Annotated in this window: 15 protein-coding genes; 1 reads left to right on the forward strand and 14 read right to left on the reverse strand. The window is 42.7% G+C overall.

Translation table 11 applies throughout. From position 1 onward, the window contains the following. Positions 1 to 5 precede the first annotated feature (5 nt). Both A2W93_02875 and A2W93_02880 read right to left on the reverse strand, forming a co-directional pair. On the reverse strand, positions 6 to 2819 hold the full coding sequence (locus tag A2W93_02875) for an MSEP-CTERM sorting domain-containing protein (protein ID OFY53610.1): 2814 nt from the start codon (positions 2817 to 2819) through the stop codon (positions 6 to 8). Next, on the reverse strand, positions 2803 to 3372 hold the full coding sequence (locus A2W93_02880) for an exosortase K (GenBank protein OFY53611.1): 570 nt from the start codon (positions 3370 to 3372) through the stop codon (positions 2803 to 2805). Before A2W93_02880 ends, A2W93_02875 begins: the two co-directional genes overlap by 17 nt. A 738-nt stretch (positions 3373 to 4110) precedes the next feature. Between A2W93_02880 and A2W93_02885 the strand changes: the two genes are divergently transcribed. Next, positions 4111 to 5403, forward strand: a complete 1293-nt coding sequence (locus A2W93_02885) for a tyrosine--tRNA ligase (protein ID OFY53612.1) — start codon at positions 4111 to 4113, stop codon at positions 5401 to 5403. Between the two features lie 138 nt (positions 5404 to 5541). Here the strand turns inward: A2W93_02885 and A2W93_02890 are convergent, their stop codons facing one another. The 12 genes from A2W93_02890 to A2W93_02945 form a co-directional block, all read right to left on the reverse strand. Then, a complete protein-coding gene (locus A2W93_02890; protein ID OFY53613.1) occupies positions 5542 to 6087 on the reverse strand; it encodes a hypothetical protein in 546 nt (181 codons plus the stop codon). After that, positions 6084 to 7394: a dihydropyrimidinase gene (locus A2W93_02895; protein OFY53614.1), complete on the reverse strand. Its 1311-nt coding sequence runs from the start codon at positions 7392 to 7394 to the stop codon at positions 6084 to 6086. Before A2W93_02895 ends, A2W93_02890 begins: the two co-directional genes overlap by 4 nt. 68 nt (positions 7395 to 7462) lie before the next feature. Further along, positions 7463 to 7813 carry a hypothetical protein gene (locus tag A2W93_02900; GenBank protein OFY53615.1) on the reverse strand — a complete coding sequence of 117 codons (351 nt, stop codon included), beginning with the start codon at positions 7811 to 7813 and terminating at the stop codon, positions 7463 to 7465. Next, positions 7800 to 8102 carry a hypothetical protein gene (locus A2W93_02905; protein OFY53733.1) on the reverse strand — a complete coding sequence of 101 codons (303 nt, stop codon included), beginning with the start codon at positions 8100 to 8102 and terminating at the stop codon, positions 7800 to 7802. The genes A2W93_02900 and A2W93_02905 overlap by 14 nt, the downstream gene beginning before the upstream one ends. Positions 8103 to 8494: 392 nt before the next feature. Further along, positions 8495 to 8842 carry a hypothetical protein gene (locus A2W93_02910; GenBank protein ID OFY53616.1) on the reverse strand — a complete coding sequence of 116 codons (348 nt, stop codon included), beginning with the start codon at positions 8840 to 8842 and terminating at the stop codon, positions 8495 to 8497. After that, complete coding sequence (locus tag A2W93_02915) at positions 8833 to 9471, reverse strand: hypothetical protein (protein ID OFY53617.1); 639 nt, start codon at positions 9469 to 9471, stop codon at positions 8833 to 8835. The genes A2W93_02910 and A2W93_02915 overlap by 10 nt, the downstream gene beginning before the upstream one ends. A gap of 109 nt (positions 9472 to 9580) precedes the next feature. Continuing rightward, on the reverse strand, positions 9581 to 10837 hold the full coding sequence (locus A2W93_02920) for a hypothetical protein (protein OFY53618.1): 1257 nt from the start codon (positions 10835 to 10837) through the stop codon (positions 9581 to 9583). A 51-nt stretch (positions 10838 to 10888) separates the two neighbouring features. Further along, positions 10889 to 12088 carry a hypothetical protein gene (locus A2W93_02925; GenBank protein OFY53619.1) on the reverse strand — a complete coding sequence of 400 codons (1200 nt, stop codon included), beginning with the start codon at positions 12086 to 12088 and terminating at the stop codon, positions 10889 to 10891. Between the two features lie 230 nt (positions 12089 to 12318). After that, a complete protein-coding gene (locus A2W93_02930; GenBank protein ID OFY53620.1) occupies positions 12319 to 14868 on the reverse strand; it encodes a selenium-dependent xanthine dehydrogenase in 2550 nt (849 codons plus the stop codon). Positions 14869 to 15001: 133 nt separating this feature from the next. After that, entirely contained in the window at positions 15002 to 16243 is a 1242-nt protein-coding gene (locus A2W93_02935; protein ID OFY53621.1) for a threonine synthase, read from the reverse strand. Positions 16244 to 16247: 4 nt separating this feature from the next. Further along, positions 16248 to 17708, reverse strand: coding sequence for a pyridoxal-5-phosphate-dependent protein subunit beta (locus A2W93_02940; GenBank protein OFY53734.1), 1461 nt, complete (start codon positions 17706 to 17708; stop codon positions 16248 to 16250). 107 nt (positions 17709 to 17815) lie between these two features. Continuing rightward, entirely contained in the window at positions 17816 to 19756 is a 1941-nt protein-coding gene (locus A2W93_02945) for a hypothetical protein (protein ID OFY53622.1), read from the reverse strand. Between the last annotated feature and the right edge of the window lies 1 nt (position 19757).

The raw sequence follows: 19757 nt of genomic DNA on the forward strand, positions 1-19757 counted from the left end.
TAAATTTATTGTGCAGAACATTTGCGGTGTTTTCTTTTCCTCAGAACAGCCATTGCCGCAACAAAAAGAAAAGCCATCACCATTAATCCGGGCTCACTCATCATCTGAGAATTTTCATCGGTATCAAGCGATTTGTTGCCTGCAAGGACTTCGGCCTGTTTGTTTTTCAAGGCAACTTTCTGCGCTTCATTTTCCACAACAATATATGATGTGAGCGGCGTAAGGACTTTTGTGCGGAAACTGTTTTGCACAATTTCAAGCCAGTATTCTTCTGATGTTTCGGGATGCAGACATTGCGACATCCACATAGCCTGCAGAATCAGCGCAGACTCCCAGCTTTTTTCATAAAATTTCCCCGAAGGAACAGAGAGAATTTTCTTCTTCAGTACTATTGTGGATTTGTTGTCATCGGGCAGATAATATGTTTTCCCTTCCTTCGATCTGAATTTGTATACAGGATTTCCTCCGGGGAAAGCAGCGCTGTCGGTCATGGCTGTTTCGGGATTGTTCAAGAGTGAATGTGCAGTAAGAACTCCATTTTTAACCAGGTACCAGAACCGGTCGTTGTCAGGGAAATTCATGCTCAGATCGGAAAAATCTTCATCAATGATGGCATCTTCAGGATTTTCACTTACAACAACAAAAACAGGATAACTATCGGTATTATTTGAATATGCACTGAACAAGCCTTTGCGAATGGCTCCTTCAACGTAAAAACCACCTTTAAAATTATTATTTTTGTGTTGTGTTTTCCAGTCAGCTTTAATGGTAGTTGTTGTGGTGCTGGCGTTGGTAAAGCTTACATTTGCATTATCCGCCATTTGCGGATAACGTGAACATAATTTTTCAATTTCCGAATCAAGAAAACTCACGCTTTCGCCACTACCTTCAGACACATCGATGATAAAATTAAAATATGGATTGCGGTGGATTTTTTTAAGATCCTGCTTCGCTTGAGCAGGAATCCATGCTGCGTATTCATTCTCAAAGGTTGACGGCAGCCCGTGCAGCGAATCGCCCAACAGAATATTATTGGTATCGATTTGCATAGTGAGTGGTTCACGGTGAATGAATTCAATGCCGGTTTGTCTTATTTCGTTTTTATTGACCGGAAACACACGCAAGGTAATTCTGTTTCCAGTCTGATAGTACAGTATTCCAGGGTCCTTGCGGTAATTGCGGATATTGGAATAGACCCACAAAGCAGACTTTTTTTCGCTGAGAATCCCAGGTTCTTTTTTGTCGCCGATTTTCAGATAATAGTCGCTGATCCAGCATCCGGCAGGCAATTCAAAGGTTGTTGCAAACTCGTTGTTGACATCCTGCGTATCCGTATTTTCGATACTCAGTTCAAGCAGACTCTTCCAGCATTTTTCATTTTCGCTGTATGTACTTTGAACATTGTATTCTGATATGACAACAGTGCTCTCGCGCGGAATTCCGTTTTGTTCCTCTTCCCTTTCTTTTCCAAGAAAAATCCGTTCGAGGGCGTTTATTTTTTTATCCGATAAGGTCAGATTGTCCAAAACAATGTAATTATACAATGATGACAAATAGGGCGTTTTTGGTTGTGAAAACATGAAACGGTTTCCGCCTTTATTCTGTGAAACATTTTCAAGTACCCGGCCGAGCGAGTTTTCATCAATCTGTACATCTTTTGAATAATCCGGACAATACACATAATTCAGTGCCTGATGAATAACGTTGCGGTCGTGATAATAAATGCCGGTGATAATGGTCGGAATTACAAGAAATGTTGCGAAGGAAATGAGTCTCAGCAAATATTTCCGGAAAGACTCTTTCAGGTATCTGAAATCGCGCGACAACTCGTCGATATGAAGGATGAACAGAAATACCGGTGTAAGCATCAGAAAGCCGGAGCCCACTGCGATAATAGCAAATATTGACAGCGGCAGGAATGGTAGAAAAACAAGAAAAAAGTACAAGGTGAATGAGAATGTCAGACTCTTTGCAATAAAAACTAACAGCCTGGTAGTCCTGCTTTTCAATTCTGGCAGGCATATGAATAATCCGTTGGCAACTGCAATTATGTAGAACCAGATACTACGGAAGTCGCCGAAAATCATAAAATCGTTATCATTGGTAAGCAGACCGTTATTCAGGGCCAGTCCGGTCAGCGGAAGCAACAAGGCAATCGGAATTTTCCAGAACAACTTATATTTTGCGCGGTTGATTGATTTTTTTGACAGCAAAAGGTATAAACCTCTGATAAGAAAAAAGAAGAAAAGTATTGTGATAACAATGGCAATGACTAGTATGCTGTGTGTTCCTAGGTCCGTATTAAAGTGTTTCCACAAGGGTAGTACAGTCTGTGTGAAAACGAAGCAGAATAACGGTATCAGTACTGCAAGGCCGAAATTCAGCCAGATTTTATGATCTTTTTGTTCAGGCGAAAATTTCACAACAAGTATAAATACTGAAAAAGCCATTGTAGGCATCAGGAATGTTCCTGCATACAACAATACTTCTCCGCTGAGCATCCAGCGCGGAATGCTGAATGGCATCAGACTTTCGTAATGATAGCCGAGCAGATACAGAAATGTGATATGCAGTGCCAGGGCAAGAAAGCCATATATGGTTTGCACATTTATTCTTTTCAGGATGAGATAAATGCAGTATCCTAGACTCAGCAGACCCAGTGCGAGAAGCGAGAGACCGAAATGAAGCCACATTTGCAGACTGTCTTCATTCAGGAGGGAATGAATAATGCTATATTGCTGATAGGACAAAAACAATAATACTGTCAGAGGCAGCGTACTGATCAGCAGCAGCCACTTCGGATCAAGCAGGTTTTTCATTGTATTTTCTTTTATTTATTGATTTTTCGGCAAGGTAAAACAACAGCACCAGGAAGCTTAGATTGATGGCTATTCCCGTGGCCTCGTGCAGAAGTTCATGTGGACGTGAGGTAAAGAATATGTTGGCAAGATTCTGCACATGTATGGAAACGACAATCCGACATGTGTTTGTGAAAATGGTGAATATATATGCAAATATGAGAGTGGCAGGAATTACCAGTGCTTTATAAATGCTTTTCTCAGGTCGTCTGATTGTCACGAACGATAATGTAATAAACGAAAGCAGCATGAAATTGAAACCTGCACACGATTTTCCAACAATAATATTCAGCTGGTCATGCACAAAACCGGCTTCCGGCTGATAAACAGAGTATGTTCCAGTAATAATCCTGACTAGTTTGTCCGTAGGAGCCAGAATAAAAAGCAAATCATTGTTTGTTGACTGTGTGTACAAAAATTTCAGTGCAATAAACATGATTACTGCAAAAATGTAGTATGGGAAATTTCGGTTTATTATCACTTCACGAACAAATTTTATCACCCGGAAATTCATGGTGTATTAACCCTGATTGCCTAAAATTATTATGTCGGCGCGTTTATGATTTTATTTCAGCATCCATCCTTTGATGTGTGTGGGTCTGATAGCTGAATGATTTCCGTCAGTTTAAATAATTTTGTCATTCAATTATTTCTGAGCTGAGATTGAGACCCCTGAATGAAATGAAAATATTATTCTACGCAAATATGCGGCGAATAGAGAAATTATTTACCGCAAAGCAATCTGTTCTTTTTTCGGATCGCCGTTTTGTGCGACCAGATAGCATGCATAGCGGGTTAGCATAATAACACTTACCTCTCTTTGGCCTCCCTTGCCGAGTTCGATCATTTTGTTGAAGTCAACGAAATGATCAACAATAAGCTGGGCGCTGGTTTCGCACGATTGCTTTGCTTTTTCAACTGCATTGGTGAAATTTCGCCAATCGGAATAGCCCAGTAATTCCTACAGTTTGAGGGTTAGAACAAACAGACTGTTTATCCTTCGACTGCGATAATCCTGCGGGCTGCCTCTGCTGGGGTCGGTTCTTCTGTCAACATTTCGACTCCGCTCAATGTGACAAGAGCAGGGCACAGCGTGACAGTGGAAGGGCTCAGGATGACAGCGTCGGCCCCCTGAGTGACTGTCGTAGAGCAGCGTGACTGAGGATGTAAGTTGTATGACAAAAAGAGTTTTTAAAGGTGCCCTAGAAATAATTCACTTATAAACCTTATTTTTGCAGCAAATTTCATCCGCATGAAGAATTTTGTTGAAGAACTGAAATGGAGAGGCATGGTGCACGATATGATGCCCGGTGTTGAAGATTATCTGAAAGAAGGCATGGGAACGGCTTACGTGGGGATTGATCCCACCGCCGATTCGCTGCATATTGGTCATCTCGTATCTGTGATGATGCTCAAGCATTTTCAGTTGTGCGGGCACAAACCCATTGTACTCGTTGGCGGTGCCACCGGTATGATTGGTGACCCGTCAGGCAAGAGCGAAGAACGCAATCTGCTTGATGAAACCACGCTGCGTGCCAATCAGGAAGGTTTGAAAAGTCAGCTGATGCGTTTTCTCGATTTTGGCGAAGCAGCTCCCAATGCAGCTTTGATGGTGAACAACTACGACTGGATGAAAGAACATACTTTTCTTTCATTTATCCGCGACATCGGAAAACACATCACCGTGAATTACATGATGTCCAAAGACAGTGTGAAGAAGCGCCTCAGTGGCGAAGCAGGCGAGGGCATGTCGTTTACGGAATTCTCGTATCAGTTGGTGCAGGGCTACGATTTTTTGTGGCTTTATCAGAATCGCAACTGCAAAATACAGATGGGAGGCAGCGACCAATGGGGTAATATCACCACCGGAACTGAGCTCATACGGCGCAAAGCCAGTGGTTCGGCGTATGCATTGACATGTCCGCTAATCACTAAAGCCGATGGCGGAAAATTCGGTAAAACCGAAAAAGGCAATGTGTGGCTCGATCCTGAAAAGACATCTCCTTATGCTTTCTATCAGTTCTGGCTCAATACTTCAGACATCGATGCTGAGAAATACATTAAGATTTTTACACTGCTGGGCAAAGAAGAAATTGAATCGCTGATTGGGCAGCATGCCCAGGAGCCGCATGTGCGCTTATTGCAGAAAACACTTGCGAAGGAAATGACCATTTTTGTTCACTCCGAATCAGATTATAACACTTCGGTCGAAGCCAGTGAAATCCTCTTTGGCAAAGGCACCACAGAGACTTTAGCCAAGTTGCCTGAGTCGGTTTTTCTGTCGGTATTCGATGGTGTTCCCATGACCGAAGTTGCTGCATCGCGCTTACAGGAAGGCATTCCTGCAATTGAGTTTCTGGCCGATGAGGTTGGCGCATTCACTTCGCGCGGCGAAGCCCGTCGTATGGTGAAAGACAATGGCGTGTCAATCAACAAAGAAAAAATAAACGAGGAGTTTGTTGTGAACTCCGCATTATTGCTCAACGATCGCTATATTCTTATTCAAAAAGGAAAGAAGAATTTTTATCTGGTGAAGGCCGTTTGAATATTGGAAAAGGAACAAGGAAGTTTGAAGTAAGTCTGAAGTGAAAATTACTTCAACATTCATTCTTCCATATTCATGATTCTATGTTCATCTTTCCTTCGTCATTCCCACTTCCTTGTTCATCATTCCTTGTTCATATCATTTCCACTCCCAGTCCTTCTTATCATACACTGATTTGCCTGATTTCAGCGCCAGTTGTTTGATAAAATCGTCCCAGATATTGCGGCCGACCTCGCGCCCAATGGGCAGTACAGCAACAGTGCCGGTGTCAAACATAATGAGGTAATGCGTGCCCAGATCATTTATTTCTGTTATAGAAGAATACTTTACAGACCTTTCACCTTGGGGTGCTACCAGGAATAAATCGTTGGCGCGGTCTTCAATACTGAGACTTTTATCCAGATTTTCAGAATATCGTTCTTTGATATCTTTTCTGAAATGATTTTTAAATTGATACCGGCTGAAAATCGGATAAACCAGAAACCAAATTATGGCAACACCAGCCAGAATGCCGGCTATGGCCCAGTTGGAGTCTGTGGCGAAATAAATTCCGATTCCAAGAAAAACGATGGGCCAGAGAATACGACTAAGCATACGTCTTGCTTTTACTTGCTTTGAGCGCGATGCCGTGTATAACTGGAATTTGAGGTAATCCTCTGCGGTGAGCTGATAATTGATTTTCATGCGTATTGAATTAATATTTTTTCTGCGTTTCCGATGATTTCAAAATTGTCGTAAATACTGATGTCTGCATCTGTCAGACTATCTTTGAAAGAGATGGTATCTTTGTAATCCGGGTTCCATAATATCAGATTTGATGGGATGCCGGCTTTGATATATCCGTAATCTTCAAAACCAAAAATCCGGGCGGCGTTTGTTGAAGTGAGCTGCACAAATTGCTGCATGCTAATTCTGTTTTGCAACACTCCGTGAGTGAAAAGCAGATTCATCCTGTAATGCAGTCCACCTGCGCCATTCGGAATTTTGGTGAAATCGAAACGACCTTCCATTTTTTGCCGCAACGTAAACGGACAATGATCAGTCGAAACGCAATCTATGGTGCCATCCGCAAGTCCCTTCCAGAGTTCTTCGCGATCTTCTGCTCCGCGTATCGGCGGGCTGATGATGTATGGAAAAACCATGTAATAAAACTGCTCATAGACTTCTTTATCGAGCAACAGATATTGCGGACATGTTTCTGCAAATATCGGAAGTCCTTCTTTTTTCGCTTCGCGCAAAAGCCGTACTGATTCAGCGGTTGACATGTGTACGAAATAGGTTTTGCAGCCGGTTTCACGCACCAGATCAATCACTTTTTTAACGGCATTGTATTCTGTTTCGGGTGGCCGGGAGTACGCATGATACTTAGGTTCCAGCTTTCCGTCAATCACAAATTTATTTTGCAGTTCCTGAATAATGTCGCCTTCTTCGGCATGTATGGCCAACACGGCGCCATAGTAGCTCAGACATTTCATAACTTCTTTCAGCTGGGTGAAATCCAGACCAATGGTATTCCGATAGGCCAGATACACCTTAAACGAAGTGATGCCAAGCTCTTCGATGCACTGCCTGATTTCTTCAGCAACAGAGTTGTTCCACCACGTTATGCCCATGTGAAATTTCAGCGGGATTACGCACGCAATGGATTCTTTTTCGCGGGCATCCAAAGCTTTAATCAAAGATTGTCCGCGCGAAGGCGTTACAAAATCGATCATGGCTCCTGTACCACCCATCATTGCAGCAAATGAACCGATACCGAAATCATCACAGGAGGGCCCTGCGGGAGTCGGAAGTTTCAAATGCACATGCGGATCAATCCCGGCTGGAATAAGGTAACGGCCTTTGCCTTCAATGATTTTGTTGTCATCAACTTCCAGTGTGCCGGGCTTCCCGATTTGCTCGATGTATTGATCTTCGTTCACATACACATCGGCATCGAAGGTTCCGTCAGGGTTTACAACTGTGCAGTTTTTTATGAGGCCGGTATCCATTTTTTTTGAATTGAAAGATTAAAGTTACAAATATTCTTTTTGAAAAACAGTTTTTTTGCCTATAGATTTTATAGTTGCATATCAGAAATCATCCGGGTTATCAGTTTTCGGAATTCAGGCAGATCTTTGTGTATCGTATCAAACACCATTATCAGATCGACACCAAAATATTCATGTGCCAGAAAGTTGCGAAACGAGCGTGGTTTATACCATGAATATTTGTATTTGTCCGTTATTTCGGTAGGTAACGAAGAAATTGCTTCACCGATAATCAGAAACTGATAACAAACGGCACTGCTGGTTGTCAGATCAGAAACAAATTCATCTCTTGACAGATCTTTTGAAATGAGCTCAATATTTTTGATTGCATCAATGATATGCTCAAGCCTGAACCTGTATGATTCCTTACTTTTTTTCATACAGGACTTTCAGGTTATCATGGATGGATTCCTTTATTTCAGGTGAGAGCGCGCGTTCTGTGACAACATCGGTTTTGCGTCCCAACGCAGTTTTGCTCTTATGCGCAATTTCGGCCAAATCGAACAGTGTAAAAGAAAACCGGTTGTCCGTTTTGATCAGAATGTCAATATCGCTGAAGTCTGTGGCCTCATTTCTAGAAAAACTTCCAAAAAGAAATGCTTTCAGGATTCTTTTGTCTTTGCGTAATATGGCAGAAACTTTTTGTTTTATTTCGGCGAAAGTCGGCATAACAGCGTGAGCATAAACAGATACAGGCTCATTCGCAAATGTTTTGGATTCAGTCAGTTCGCGGCTCCACTTGTTTTGCATCCACATTTTCAATAAAGCAGCTTCATCAAGTGAATAATATCCTGCAAGTTTTACTACAAGACTTCTTGATGCTTGCCTGTTGCCGCGTTCCACCTTGCTCAGAATTGCCGGATCGCTGTCAATGTCAGCTGCCACCCGTCGCAGCGTCAAACCGCGCGAAGTGCGTTGAATTCTGATATGGGCACCAAAAGACTCCATAAAGCTCTGTTGACAAATTTTGTCAAATATACAAATTTCTTATGAAAGAAGCAAGAATGGGAAAATGATTTTTTTCACGTCATTTCACACCCGGAAGATTGGGTGATAAATACCTAAAGTTGGCCATACAACCAGGCATAGCCCAAAGCAACCAGGACAGAAAGGAAGTTTCCGATCAGAAAAAAATTATTGTACTTTTCTTCTGCCTCTGCATCCGAACTATCATGTTTTTTGATTCGCATAGCCAGTTTCAACGCGCTGAAAACCATTAAGCCGTGAGGAATTCCGTTGATTAATGTAATAAAGAGAAATTGTCTTTCAAAAATTCCTTTGAATATGTCAATCCCTTTAACCTTAGATTTCTCTGAAAGCCTACGCGACCATTGAGAAAAGAGTAGTGCAAGCAAAAATTCAGCTGCAAGTATAGTAAATATCAGATATATCCAGTTGGTTAATGACATTGTGCAATAAAATTAATCAATTTTTCAATAGCAAAAAATTCTTTTATCAGAAGCGACTTTTCTCTTTTCCAGGTCATCGACGATGTATGGTTGAGTTTTTTAGCAACAATCTTATAATCTTTATGCTTAATAAATTCACTTGCCAGTAATAAATCTGTCGCTGAATCCCACTGATCAATAATTGTTTGATAAAGAACAAATGCGTCGGAAAATGCTGTATCTGTTTTTGAATTGCCAGTCGAGATCATGAAACGAACTTGTTTTTTTTTGAGAACATCAATTTTTTTACGGGTATCAGATAGTCCGCGTCCAAGCATTCCATACGCAACTTTGTGATTTATGGGTGTTTCAATGATACCATAATTCAGCACAAAGCGGATTTGAAAATCGATGCCTTCATGAATACAGATTCTTTGTGCATCAAGAATGATATCGACACCACTTTTTGAGTCTTTGACAACTCCCTGAAACTCATCTCCAAGAGTGATGGTTAATGGCGACAAAATTTTCGCTTGGTGTAGTTTGTTGAGCTGGGTAATAATTGTTGCAAATTTCTTCTGCAATAATTTCTGATTGTAGGTTTCGCTGGAAACCACATCTCCCATCAGAATAAATTGATTTTTACTCATAGCAAATATGAATTTCTGCAAAAATACAAAATATATCCGAAAAATGGAAATAATTATAATAATATCCGAAAAGCAGAAATAGAATATAATATTTCCATATTGTGGAAATCTATTCCGACATCTTATTCCACAGCAACTGTGCCGCTTTGCGCGATTCTTTCAGGATTGAGAATTCATCAACAGTCTGAATTTCACCATCGCTGTATATCAGCTTTCCGTTAGCTATGGTGTGCTTTACATGACGTCCTTCAAGTCCGAAATAGAAATGACCGAGGAAATTATTCTGTGTCACCGGAGTGGGTGAGTCGTAGTCAAATATCACCAGATTGTTGCTTCCATGCGGAATATTGCTTTCGTGCAGATATCGGGCGCCGTTGCGCAGGCGTGTGTAAATGTCACCCCAACCTACATTGTCAAAGTTCTGTCCTGCAAAAAGCGCTGTCTGCGCACTTTTGATCATGTCGCTGTGCATGCCGTCGGTACCCAGCATAATGCGGTCACCAAGTTCCGAAGATGTGAAAAAGCCGACGCGGTTATTCAGATTGCTGTCGTAATTCACGGCCATCCATGTGCTGCTTTCGCGCACCATTGTTCGCTCTTTATTATCCATGTGAATGCCATGCCCGAAAATATTATTTTTGAGCGATAGCGCTCCGGCCCGCTCAAGACGCTGCACAACGCTGCATCTGTATTTTTCTTTCGTAAATTTCTCATCCATCGGATCTTCTGCCACATGAATGTGAATGCCGGTTTTATGTTTGTCAGCGATGGCAATGGATTTCAACAAAGTATCGTCTTCTACCGTAAAAGACGCATGCAGCCCCACAAGCCCGCGACGATTGTTCAGATATTCATCACTTTCATCAAGACTTTCCTGAGCTTTTTCAACGCCATAGCGATCCGTAATTTCATAACACAACAAATGTCCGACACCCAATTCGTCAAATGCTTTTGCGATGGTTTCAAGCGAACCTTTTAAAAAATTGGGCGAAGCATGATGATCGATGGCGAAGGTACAGCCATGTTTGGCGCAATTCATTGCAGTGGTGAGCGCGCTTAATCGGACCATGTCCTGATCGAGGCACTGATCGAGTGTCCACCAGATATATTTGAGCGTCTCTTCGAAATTCGTTGGTGATTTTTTAGGCGCATTCATTCCACGCGACAAAGCTGAATACACGTGGTGGTGCGCATTCACAAATGCCTGTGTCACCAGCATTCCGTTGCAGTCAATGGTTTTGTCGGCTTTTGTGTCAGCGGGTACAAATTTGAAACCGGCACCCGGAGCTTCGTCCACGAGCATGTGCCCTGAAGTGATTTCAAAAGTTTCAGGATGGATATACGTTGCGTTTTTGAGGAGTATCATGGTTCAAGTGTTTTTACAAATTTACTGAATATTTATTTGATAGCGCGGTTTTCAGTAGAGAAATCCAAACAGCCACAGTGGCAGAACGTTGGTGTGTCCGTATTCGATATCGTCCTGTACTACATATGCATTGCGAATTCCCGCTATCTGCTTTTTCTTTTTCGACCTGCCGCCAATTTCAAAAGTGTACTTTCCATCTACCAGGAAATCGCTTTCAGGCGAGCTGAAGACCTTATGTAGTGCTGAAACCTGATTCATGAAAAATGTTTCGCGGATGGTTCCTTTTTCCGGAATACGGATATCAGAAAGGGCATACAATAAATTCGGATTATGCAGATACACTTTCTCGGGTTTGCTGAGTTGTCCGAGTCCTTTGGAATTGGGATACAATGCAGTGAATATATCGGCCTTTGAAAGATATTGAATATACTTGATAATGGTTTCGCGTGATAAGCCCATCTCGCGTCCGAGTTCAGTGATATTGGGCTTAAACGGAACCAATCCGGCCATGATGGTCAGCAGCTTTCGAAGAGCAACAACAGCAGTATAATCCACATTAAACAGTGCCGGAAGATCGGTTTCAGTTACCTGATTGATGGTGCTCAGCAGACGTCGGTGGTAGCCCTTTGCATCGTCGTGTGCAAATGGGAAGCAGCCGGATTGATAGTATTCATGCAGATACCGGATGGGAAACTCAACGGTCTTCATGAGCTTTTCAGCTGTCTTTGTGCTTCGCTGAAGAATATCGTCGAGTGTAATGACCGGCGCCTCAATTCCATAGAACAATCCTATGTATTCGCGCAACGACAGAGTGTTCAAATGAAAATGGAGTGCGCGACGGCTCAGGTCTGCGCCACTTTTATATATATCAAGTGCCGAAGAACCGGAAAATACTACGGTCAGTTTTTTAAAGCGGTCGTATATGTTTTTGATTTCACGCGACCAGCCCGGATATTTGTGCACTTCATCGAGAAACAAATGTGTACCCCCTTGCTTTACAAAGGCATTGGCCAATGAAACAATAGTATTATTGCTAAAGTAAAGATCATCGCAGCTGACATACAAAGCTTTGTCACTGTCGCTGAAGTTTGCTTTCAGATACTGAAGCATCAGCGTAGATTTTCCAACGCCACGCGCTCCGGTAATACCAGTCAACCGTTGATCCCATCTGACTTCAGCTAGGGCATAGCGGATAAAAACCATATCCGTATCGGCTATGTATTGGCGCGATGTTTCTCTCAGTGTTTCCATAATTGTAAAATATAATTAGCAAATATACGAAAAAATGTTGAATAGAAACAACAAAATAACAATAAAAAGTAAAATAAAAACAACAAAATACAAGAAAAACGTAAATAGCAATCAACAAAAAACGTCAAACATTGATTAAAATGCAGATAGTCAGATTGATATAGGTGTTAAATTTAGAAAATGGCAAACAACAGTATTACAGATAGATAAGTCTTATGTGACCTTTTGTGCTATTTTCTCATGGGCAATTGCGTCCTGCGGATGCCATCGAAATGGCACAACGCATTACCAACAGCGCCTGCTGTAGGAACAAGGCCAATCTCGCCCAGACCTTTTGCTCCATAGGGGCCGATTGGGTCAGGAACCTCAACGCCCATCACTTCTATGTCTGGCGTCTCGTGGGCGCGCAGAATGCCACATTCACGAAGTTTGGTGAATTTTGGGTATCCGTTTTCATACGGAAAGTCTTCTGAAATGGCATACCCAAGTCCCATGTGAACCGCGCCTTCAATCTGGCCTTCGAACATAACCGGATTGATAATTTTTCCTGCGTCGTGCGCTGCAACTATCTTTTCAATTTTGCCATGGTCATCGAGCACAACCAGTTGGGCTGCATATCCGTAACCGTAATGTGTTTTTGAATTCTCACAAACGGTCCCGGGCTTCACTGTCCAGTTACACTCCCAGCGCGCCTGATAGCGATGTCCGACAATATCTTTTATGGTCTTGCCTGCTAAATCAACGCGCATTGTTTTGGCCGCTTCGCGAATGGCATTGCCAAGTAAAACTGTTCCACGCGATGAAGTAGTCATGCCGGTTTTGATGCCTGCTGCCGTATCAACAATTACTTCAATGATAGAAGAGTCAATTCCTGTTTCTTCGCACAGAATCTGGGCTGCAATGGTGTGAACTCCTTGCCCCATTTCAGTCCAGCCATGATGCAACACCACTTTTTCAGGTGATTTTATTTCAATAATTACATCTGAATAATCGACCATTCCATTTCCGACGCCGCTGTTTTTGATGGCGCAGGCAAGACCCGAAAATTTTGCTTTTTCGTAATGCGGTTTTAATGCTTCAAGACAAGCACGAATTCCAACGCCTTCCACATGATCGCCGGTGGCTGTCGTCAGGCCATCTACGAGCGCGTTATCCCAGCGGAATTGCCAGCGATCGAAGCCACCCATTTTGCAAAGTTCATCCATGCAAGCTTCGAGTGCAAAGGCAGCCTGATTGGCCCCAAACCCGCGCATAGCACCGCAGGGGACATTATTGGTATAAACAGTTTTTGATTGAAGGTCAATCACCGGAACAAAATAGCCACCGGTGGCATGACCGGCAATGCGCTCCATGACTTTGGTACCGACCGATGCATATGCTCCGGTATCACCAACGGCACTGAATTTCATGGCGGTTAGTTCCCCTTTTTCGTCACAGGCCAGAGTAATGTCCATCCAGACCGGATGCCGCTTGGGATGCATGATCATGCTTTCTTCGCGCGTTAGCGTTACTTTGACTGGTTTTTTAATCAAGTATGCAAATAACGATGCGTGTCCCTGAACGGTCAGGTCTTCTTTTCCGCCAAAGCCGCCACCATTTGGAACCAGAATTACCCGGACTTTTTCTTCGTCAAGACCCAGCATAGAAGCTACCTGGCTGCGGTCTTCGTAAATGCCTTGTCCCGAAGAATAGAGCAGAACGCCTTCTCCATCGGGCAATGCCACAGCGCTTTCAGTTTCAAGAAATGCGTGTTCAATGCGTTGAGTCTCGAAAAAATTATGATAGAAATACTTTGATTTTGCAATAACTTCGTCTGCATCTCCTTGCTTCAGAAGACAGTTGTCGAGCAGGTTGACATGATTTTGATGCACCTGTGGCGAAGAATCTTTCAGCGCTTCGTGCGGATCGGTCACCGGCGTCAATACTTCGTACTCAACAATGATTTTCTTTGCCGCTTTACGCGCATTTTCTGCGGTATCGGCTACGACTCCGGCCAGTACATCCCCGATATATTTTGTTGTTTCTCCAATGGCAATCATCATAGGCCAGTCCTTATAAATAAGACCTACGATCTGGTTCCCGGGAATGTCTTTTGCAGTGAAAATACTGACAACGCCTTCACATTTTAGTGCTTCAGCAGTATCGACTTTCAACACCTTTGCTCTCGGATGATCGCTGAAGCGTAAGGCCCCATGCAGCATTCCGGGAAAGTTTAAGTCGTTGACAAATTTGCGCTGGCCAATGGCTGTTTCAAATGCTTCATACTTCGGCATAAAATCGCCGACGCCTTTGTTGTGATTGTCGTTTTCGCAGAATTTGTTTTCCGAAATCAGTTCAGCCGAAAGCTGAATGGCTCCTTCAATTTTTTTATAACCAGTGCAGCGGCACAAATGCCATTTAAGCGCAGTTCTGATTTCATCGATGGTTGGATCTGGATTTTCTTTCAGAAGAATTTTTGTTCTCATTACAAATCCGGGCGTGCAGAACCCGCATTGAACCGCGCCTTTTTCAACAAAAGCTTTTGCAATCAGATCACGAACCTTGGCAGGAATACCTTCAAGTGTCAGTACTGATGCGCTTTCGAGCGAACTCATTTTTGTAACGCAGCTCAGCTTTGCCTTGCCGTCGATTTCCACAAGACATGCGCCACAAGCCGATTGACCGTTGCAACCGTCTTTAACTGAGGTAATGCCTTGCTCATTGCGAAGCCAGTTCAGGAGCGACATTTCAGCATTTCCACCGAATTCAACCGGTTTATTGTTCAGAACAAACTTGATCATACTCTTTATTTCAAATCAAAAATCACAAACATCTTATTTCAACACTAAGTTCAAAATGTTCATCCTAAGTACCTCCGCTGTCATGCTGAGCGGAGTCGAAGCGCGAACAGCGGTGTCTACTCTTCCGAAAAGCTCAACTTTTATAATTGAAATCTTCAAGGAATTTTTCAGGATTCACAGCATCAGGAATATTGATTACAGACTGCACGGCATTTACGTCTTTCAATCCGCTGCCGGTAAGTAAGACACAAACATTTTCAGCAGCAGAAATTTTACCTTCATTGATTTGTTTAAGCAGACCTGCAAAAGCCGTTGCTGCTGCGGGTTCTGCGAAAACGCCCGTGTTGGAGCTCAATGATTTAGATGCATCCAGAATTTTCGAATCACTCACTTCGACAGTTTCACCATTGTATTCTTTGAGGAATTTTCTGGCCATTCTGAAATTGCGTGGAATGTCCACGGAAATCGAGTCTGCAATTGTGTTGGATGGTTGTGAAACAAACTTTTCAGCATGCAGATTGTTCACAATATTGTTGCTCCCTTCAGCTTGCACAGCTACGATAACTGGCATGTGATCGATGAGTCCGAGTTCCAGAAGATCTTCAAACCCTTTGTAAACGCCGGAAATGATTACACCATCGCCAACCGGAACAAAAACTTTATCCGGAACTTTATTTCCATATTGAATGAACAATTCAAATGAAACCGTCTTCTTTCCTTCGATTGTGAAAGGATTATAAGCCGTATTGCGGTTGAATATTCCCGTTTTTTCAGTGAGTGCTACGCTGAGATCGAAGGCGTCATCGTAGGTTCCCGCCACGGGTACAATCTGTGCTCCGTACATCAGTATCTGTGTCAACTTAGCTTTGGGAGCCGCAGCAGGAACACAAATGATTGCTTTTTGTTTTTGCGAAGCACAGATTCCGGCCAATGAAGAGCCGGCATTTCCGGTCGATGCAGCGATAATTGTGTCAATGCCATGTTCCTTTGCATACGCCGAAACCAGCACCGATGCCCGATCCTTGAATGAGAATGTCGGATTACGAGAATCATCTTTCAGTGCAAGATTGAACGGAAGTTTCTTGCCGTTGAGTTCATTCACCGGAATCAAAGGCGTATTTCCGACTGCAAGATGTCCGAGCGATTCTGCTTTTTCAATCGGCAATAAAGGCAACCACTGCTGCGAAGTAAAAAACGAATGATCTTTTTGAAATCGATTTTTCAATTCCTCAAAATCATACAACGTTTTCAACACCCCTCTGGGTGGTTGTCCGGGTTGATTCTTTGCAGCACAGAACGGGCAGAGATACATGAAATCGGCATCATGAAACTCTGCGCCGCAATCGGTGCATTTGAAATAATATTTGCGTTGCATAAGGCTAAGCCTTTTTAACGTCCTGATTGAATTCCTCAATCATTTCATCCCATTTTTCGGCCTGAGCAAACAGTTTTGGCCACAAATCCTGATCATACCACAACTGATTGATTTCATCGATGGGTTTTTCCTGTTGTTCAACCCAGGTGAAATATTTCAGGTTGTGAATGGCTTTGCGGTCAGTATAGGTGAGCTCTTTCATATAATCGACCGATGCGCCCATGAATGCTTTTTCGAAATCGCGTGCAGCCTGCATTTCGCTGTAAGCGCCATTTTCGGCATTCAGTTCTTCGAGACGTGAACCATACATTTCCATGCTGTCAGTTGCGATGGTGATGATTACATCGTTCTCGTCCATTTCAAAATATTTTGCCGTCTTGATGGCCGAAATTAAATTGGCAACACCAGATATACCAAGGTAATCCAGTTTGTTGATGGTGTCTGCATCAATACCGACCGAAGCCAGGAATTTTTTACCGGCGGGATCGTTGAACAAGCGAATACCGCGCATGCAGTCTTCGTCGTCGATGGCTGTAACAACATCGGTGTTTTTCACATTATGAACCCAAGGCACATGTTTGTCGCCGATGCCTTCGATGCGGTGTCCGCCAAAGCCGTTGTTGAGCAGGGTGGGGCATTGTAGTGCTTCGGAAGCGGCCACTTTGATATGAGGAAAAACAGTTCTCAGATAATCGCCTGCAGCAATGGTACCGGCACTCCCGGTGTTTGAGATATAGGCAGCAAGCCGTGATTTGTCATTTTTTATATAGCTGAAAATCTCTTCAATGGCAGGACCTGTCACGTTGTAATGCCAAACCGGATTTCCAAATTCGTCAAACTGATTCAGAATAACGTGATCGGGTTTATTGCGGCGAATGTCCCAGCATTTGTCGTAGATTTCTTTTACGTTGGATTCACATCCCGGTGTTGCATAAACTTCGGCGCCAATTTCATGCAGCCATTCGAAGCGCTCCTTGCTCATTTCCTGCGGCAGAATGGCCACAGCAGTGACGCCCATGAGATATGAATCGAAAGCGCCGCCACGGCAATAATTACCGGTGCTGGGCCAAACTGCTTTGTGATATTCGGGGTCGAACTGACCACTGATAATGCGGGGAGCAAGGCAGCCATAGGCAGCTCCAACTTTGTGTGCGCCTGTTGGGAAATATTTACCAACCATCAGAAAAATACGGGCTTTGACGCCAGTGATTTCTTTTGGGATTTCAATATAATTTACTTTTCCAAAACCGCCCCCGGTCTTTACTGGCTCGTTTTTCCAGGTGATACGAAAAAGGTTCAGTGGGTTCAGATCCCACAGCCCGATGGTTTTTAGCTTTTCAGTTACATCGGCCGGAATCAGGTCCGGATTGCGCATTTGTGCAAATGTTGGCAATGTGATGCCTTTTTCCTTGAATCTTTTAACAGCTTTTTTACGAATGTCTGGGTTGACAATGTGATCAAGAATCTCAATCATAGTACAAATAATTTAAGTCTGCAAAGTTACATTAAATAGATACGAGAAAGCAAATTATCAGCATATTTTTATCTGATTTAAGAAATTGCTTCGGCAAATCACTCAAATAGACCGTATGTAATCCAGTATATTGCTGGATTACCAGCCCGAATTCCGGCAAATGCCTGACGCACATAAAATTCCGATCTGTTTTTGTTGCAGATATAAATTTTGACTTTAGAATCAAATGGAATATTTTTTAGATCAGGCAAAAATATACTTACCGAAATTGGCGCCCATTGTCCGACCGGAAGTGTTTCTGTGCTTATCGGTGTTGCGTTCCATGAAATTGTGCCGGTATCCGTTTCGAGTGATGCCACCCACAATGCTTCTCCGGCTATGCTGTCGGGAAGATAAATCCATGCAGTAGCATCTATAATATTGGCCTGTGACCTGATAAATCCATAAGTATGTTTTGTCCAGGTGACGCTGTATTCATCAGTGCTGTCAATTTTAATTATACGTCTTGAATTTAGTGTGTCTTCAATTACACTTGCAGAATCAAACAGCCATCTGATGGATGAAGATTTGCTGAAATCGCATTTGCTGCCCCATAAATAATTTCTGTAATGTGGCTCTCCGCGCATCATTACAATGCATGAGCCTTGGTTGTAGTTGGATTCCTGAAGAGAAACTGGAAAATATTCATGAGCGAGTGCATAAAGCCATGGTTGCGTCTCAGATGATTTTGCAATAATCAAATAGTTGTAACTGGTGTCTGCCAGCCAATTACGCAGTTCCATGATGTTTTGCTGCGATTCAGGAAAAGCGTATTGCAGCTTTGGATTAATTCCGTATCTGTTTTTGTAGATATCGGCAACTTCGCTTCTGAATGAGGTTAACACAAGTGTTGAGTCAACTGGATGGGTTTGCGTGAATGCTTTTATTTCTTTGGCAGTTTCTTCGTAGGGGGATTGATAAAAATATTTATAATGATCTCTCGTCCAAATCAGCGAATGAATAAGAATCAGTGACCAAACAATTGTAATTCCGATGGTTTGACGCGTGCTGATTTTTTCGTAGAAACTGAAAGCGAGAAATATCAACATTGGAAAAGAAAAAAGCAAAACGGAATATTGCAGCAAAGCAGCAACTTTCACTGAATAAATATATCCTGCAATTGCTGGTATCGTCCCGAAAATAAGCGCAACAAGGTGAACTTTGCGAAAACGAATTTTTTTTCTGACAACACTGATAATGACCCCATAAACAATGATTAGAGCAAAAGCTACAGCTGTGACATACGAGAAATTGAATATATATTTTCCATAATCAACAAAGAATCCCAGTGTGGGTTTATTCAACCATTGCTCTACACCACCCATTTGGAGCTGATTAAGCGTAATTGAGATGTGAGGAATGTAAGCAAGAGCAATGATGGCGCATGCGATTATGTACCTTTTAAGCTCTTTCCCTTTAACGAGAAACAGCCCTGTCATACCTGCGAGGCAAACCATTAAGAATGTAAAATGGTGATTGTATTCACACAGAATTCCACCAACAATAAAAAGAAGAAAATTGCTGCGGTAGTTACCGATGTGCGTAAGAACAATCCGCGACCACCCAAGCAGCATAAGCAGGGTGAAAAACAAACCACTACCGTATGGACGTGCGATCTGACTATATACAATCGTGTATTGCATGAAAGCAATAGTGGCTGCAGACAAAAGTCCCACATTGAGGGAGAACCATTCGCGGCCAATCTTCCAGGTTAAATATACTGACGCAATTCCTGCAAGAATAAACGGAAGTTTAATCCATCCCTCGTTGAATCCGACGATTTTCGTGTAGTAAAAAAGCAAGACCTGAATTCCTGCAGGGTGACCATCAATGCTGACTCCGTACTGAATAAGATCACCGAATGAATCGAAACGCGTCCTTAGCAGAGCGCTCAGCTCGTCATAAGTATATGGAATATGAAAAAGATTGAAGAGCCTGAATGCGGCTGCAGCAATTATAATGGAAAGTACCAGAAATTTTATTCCAGGAGTCACTCTCATA

It is taken from the genome of Bacteroidetes bacterium GWF2_43_63, from assembly GCA_001769275.1.
Classification (GTDB): Bacteria; Bacteroidota; Bacteroidia; order Bacteroidales; family DTU049; genus GWF2-43-63.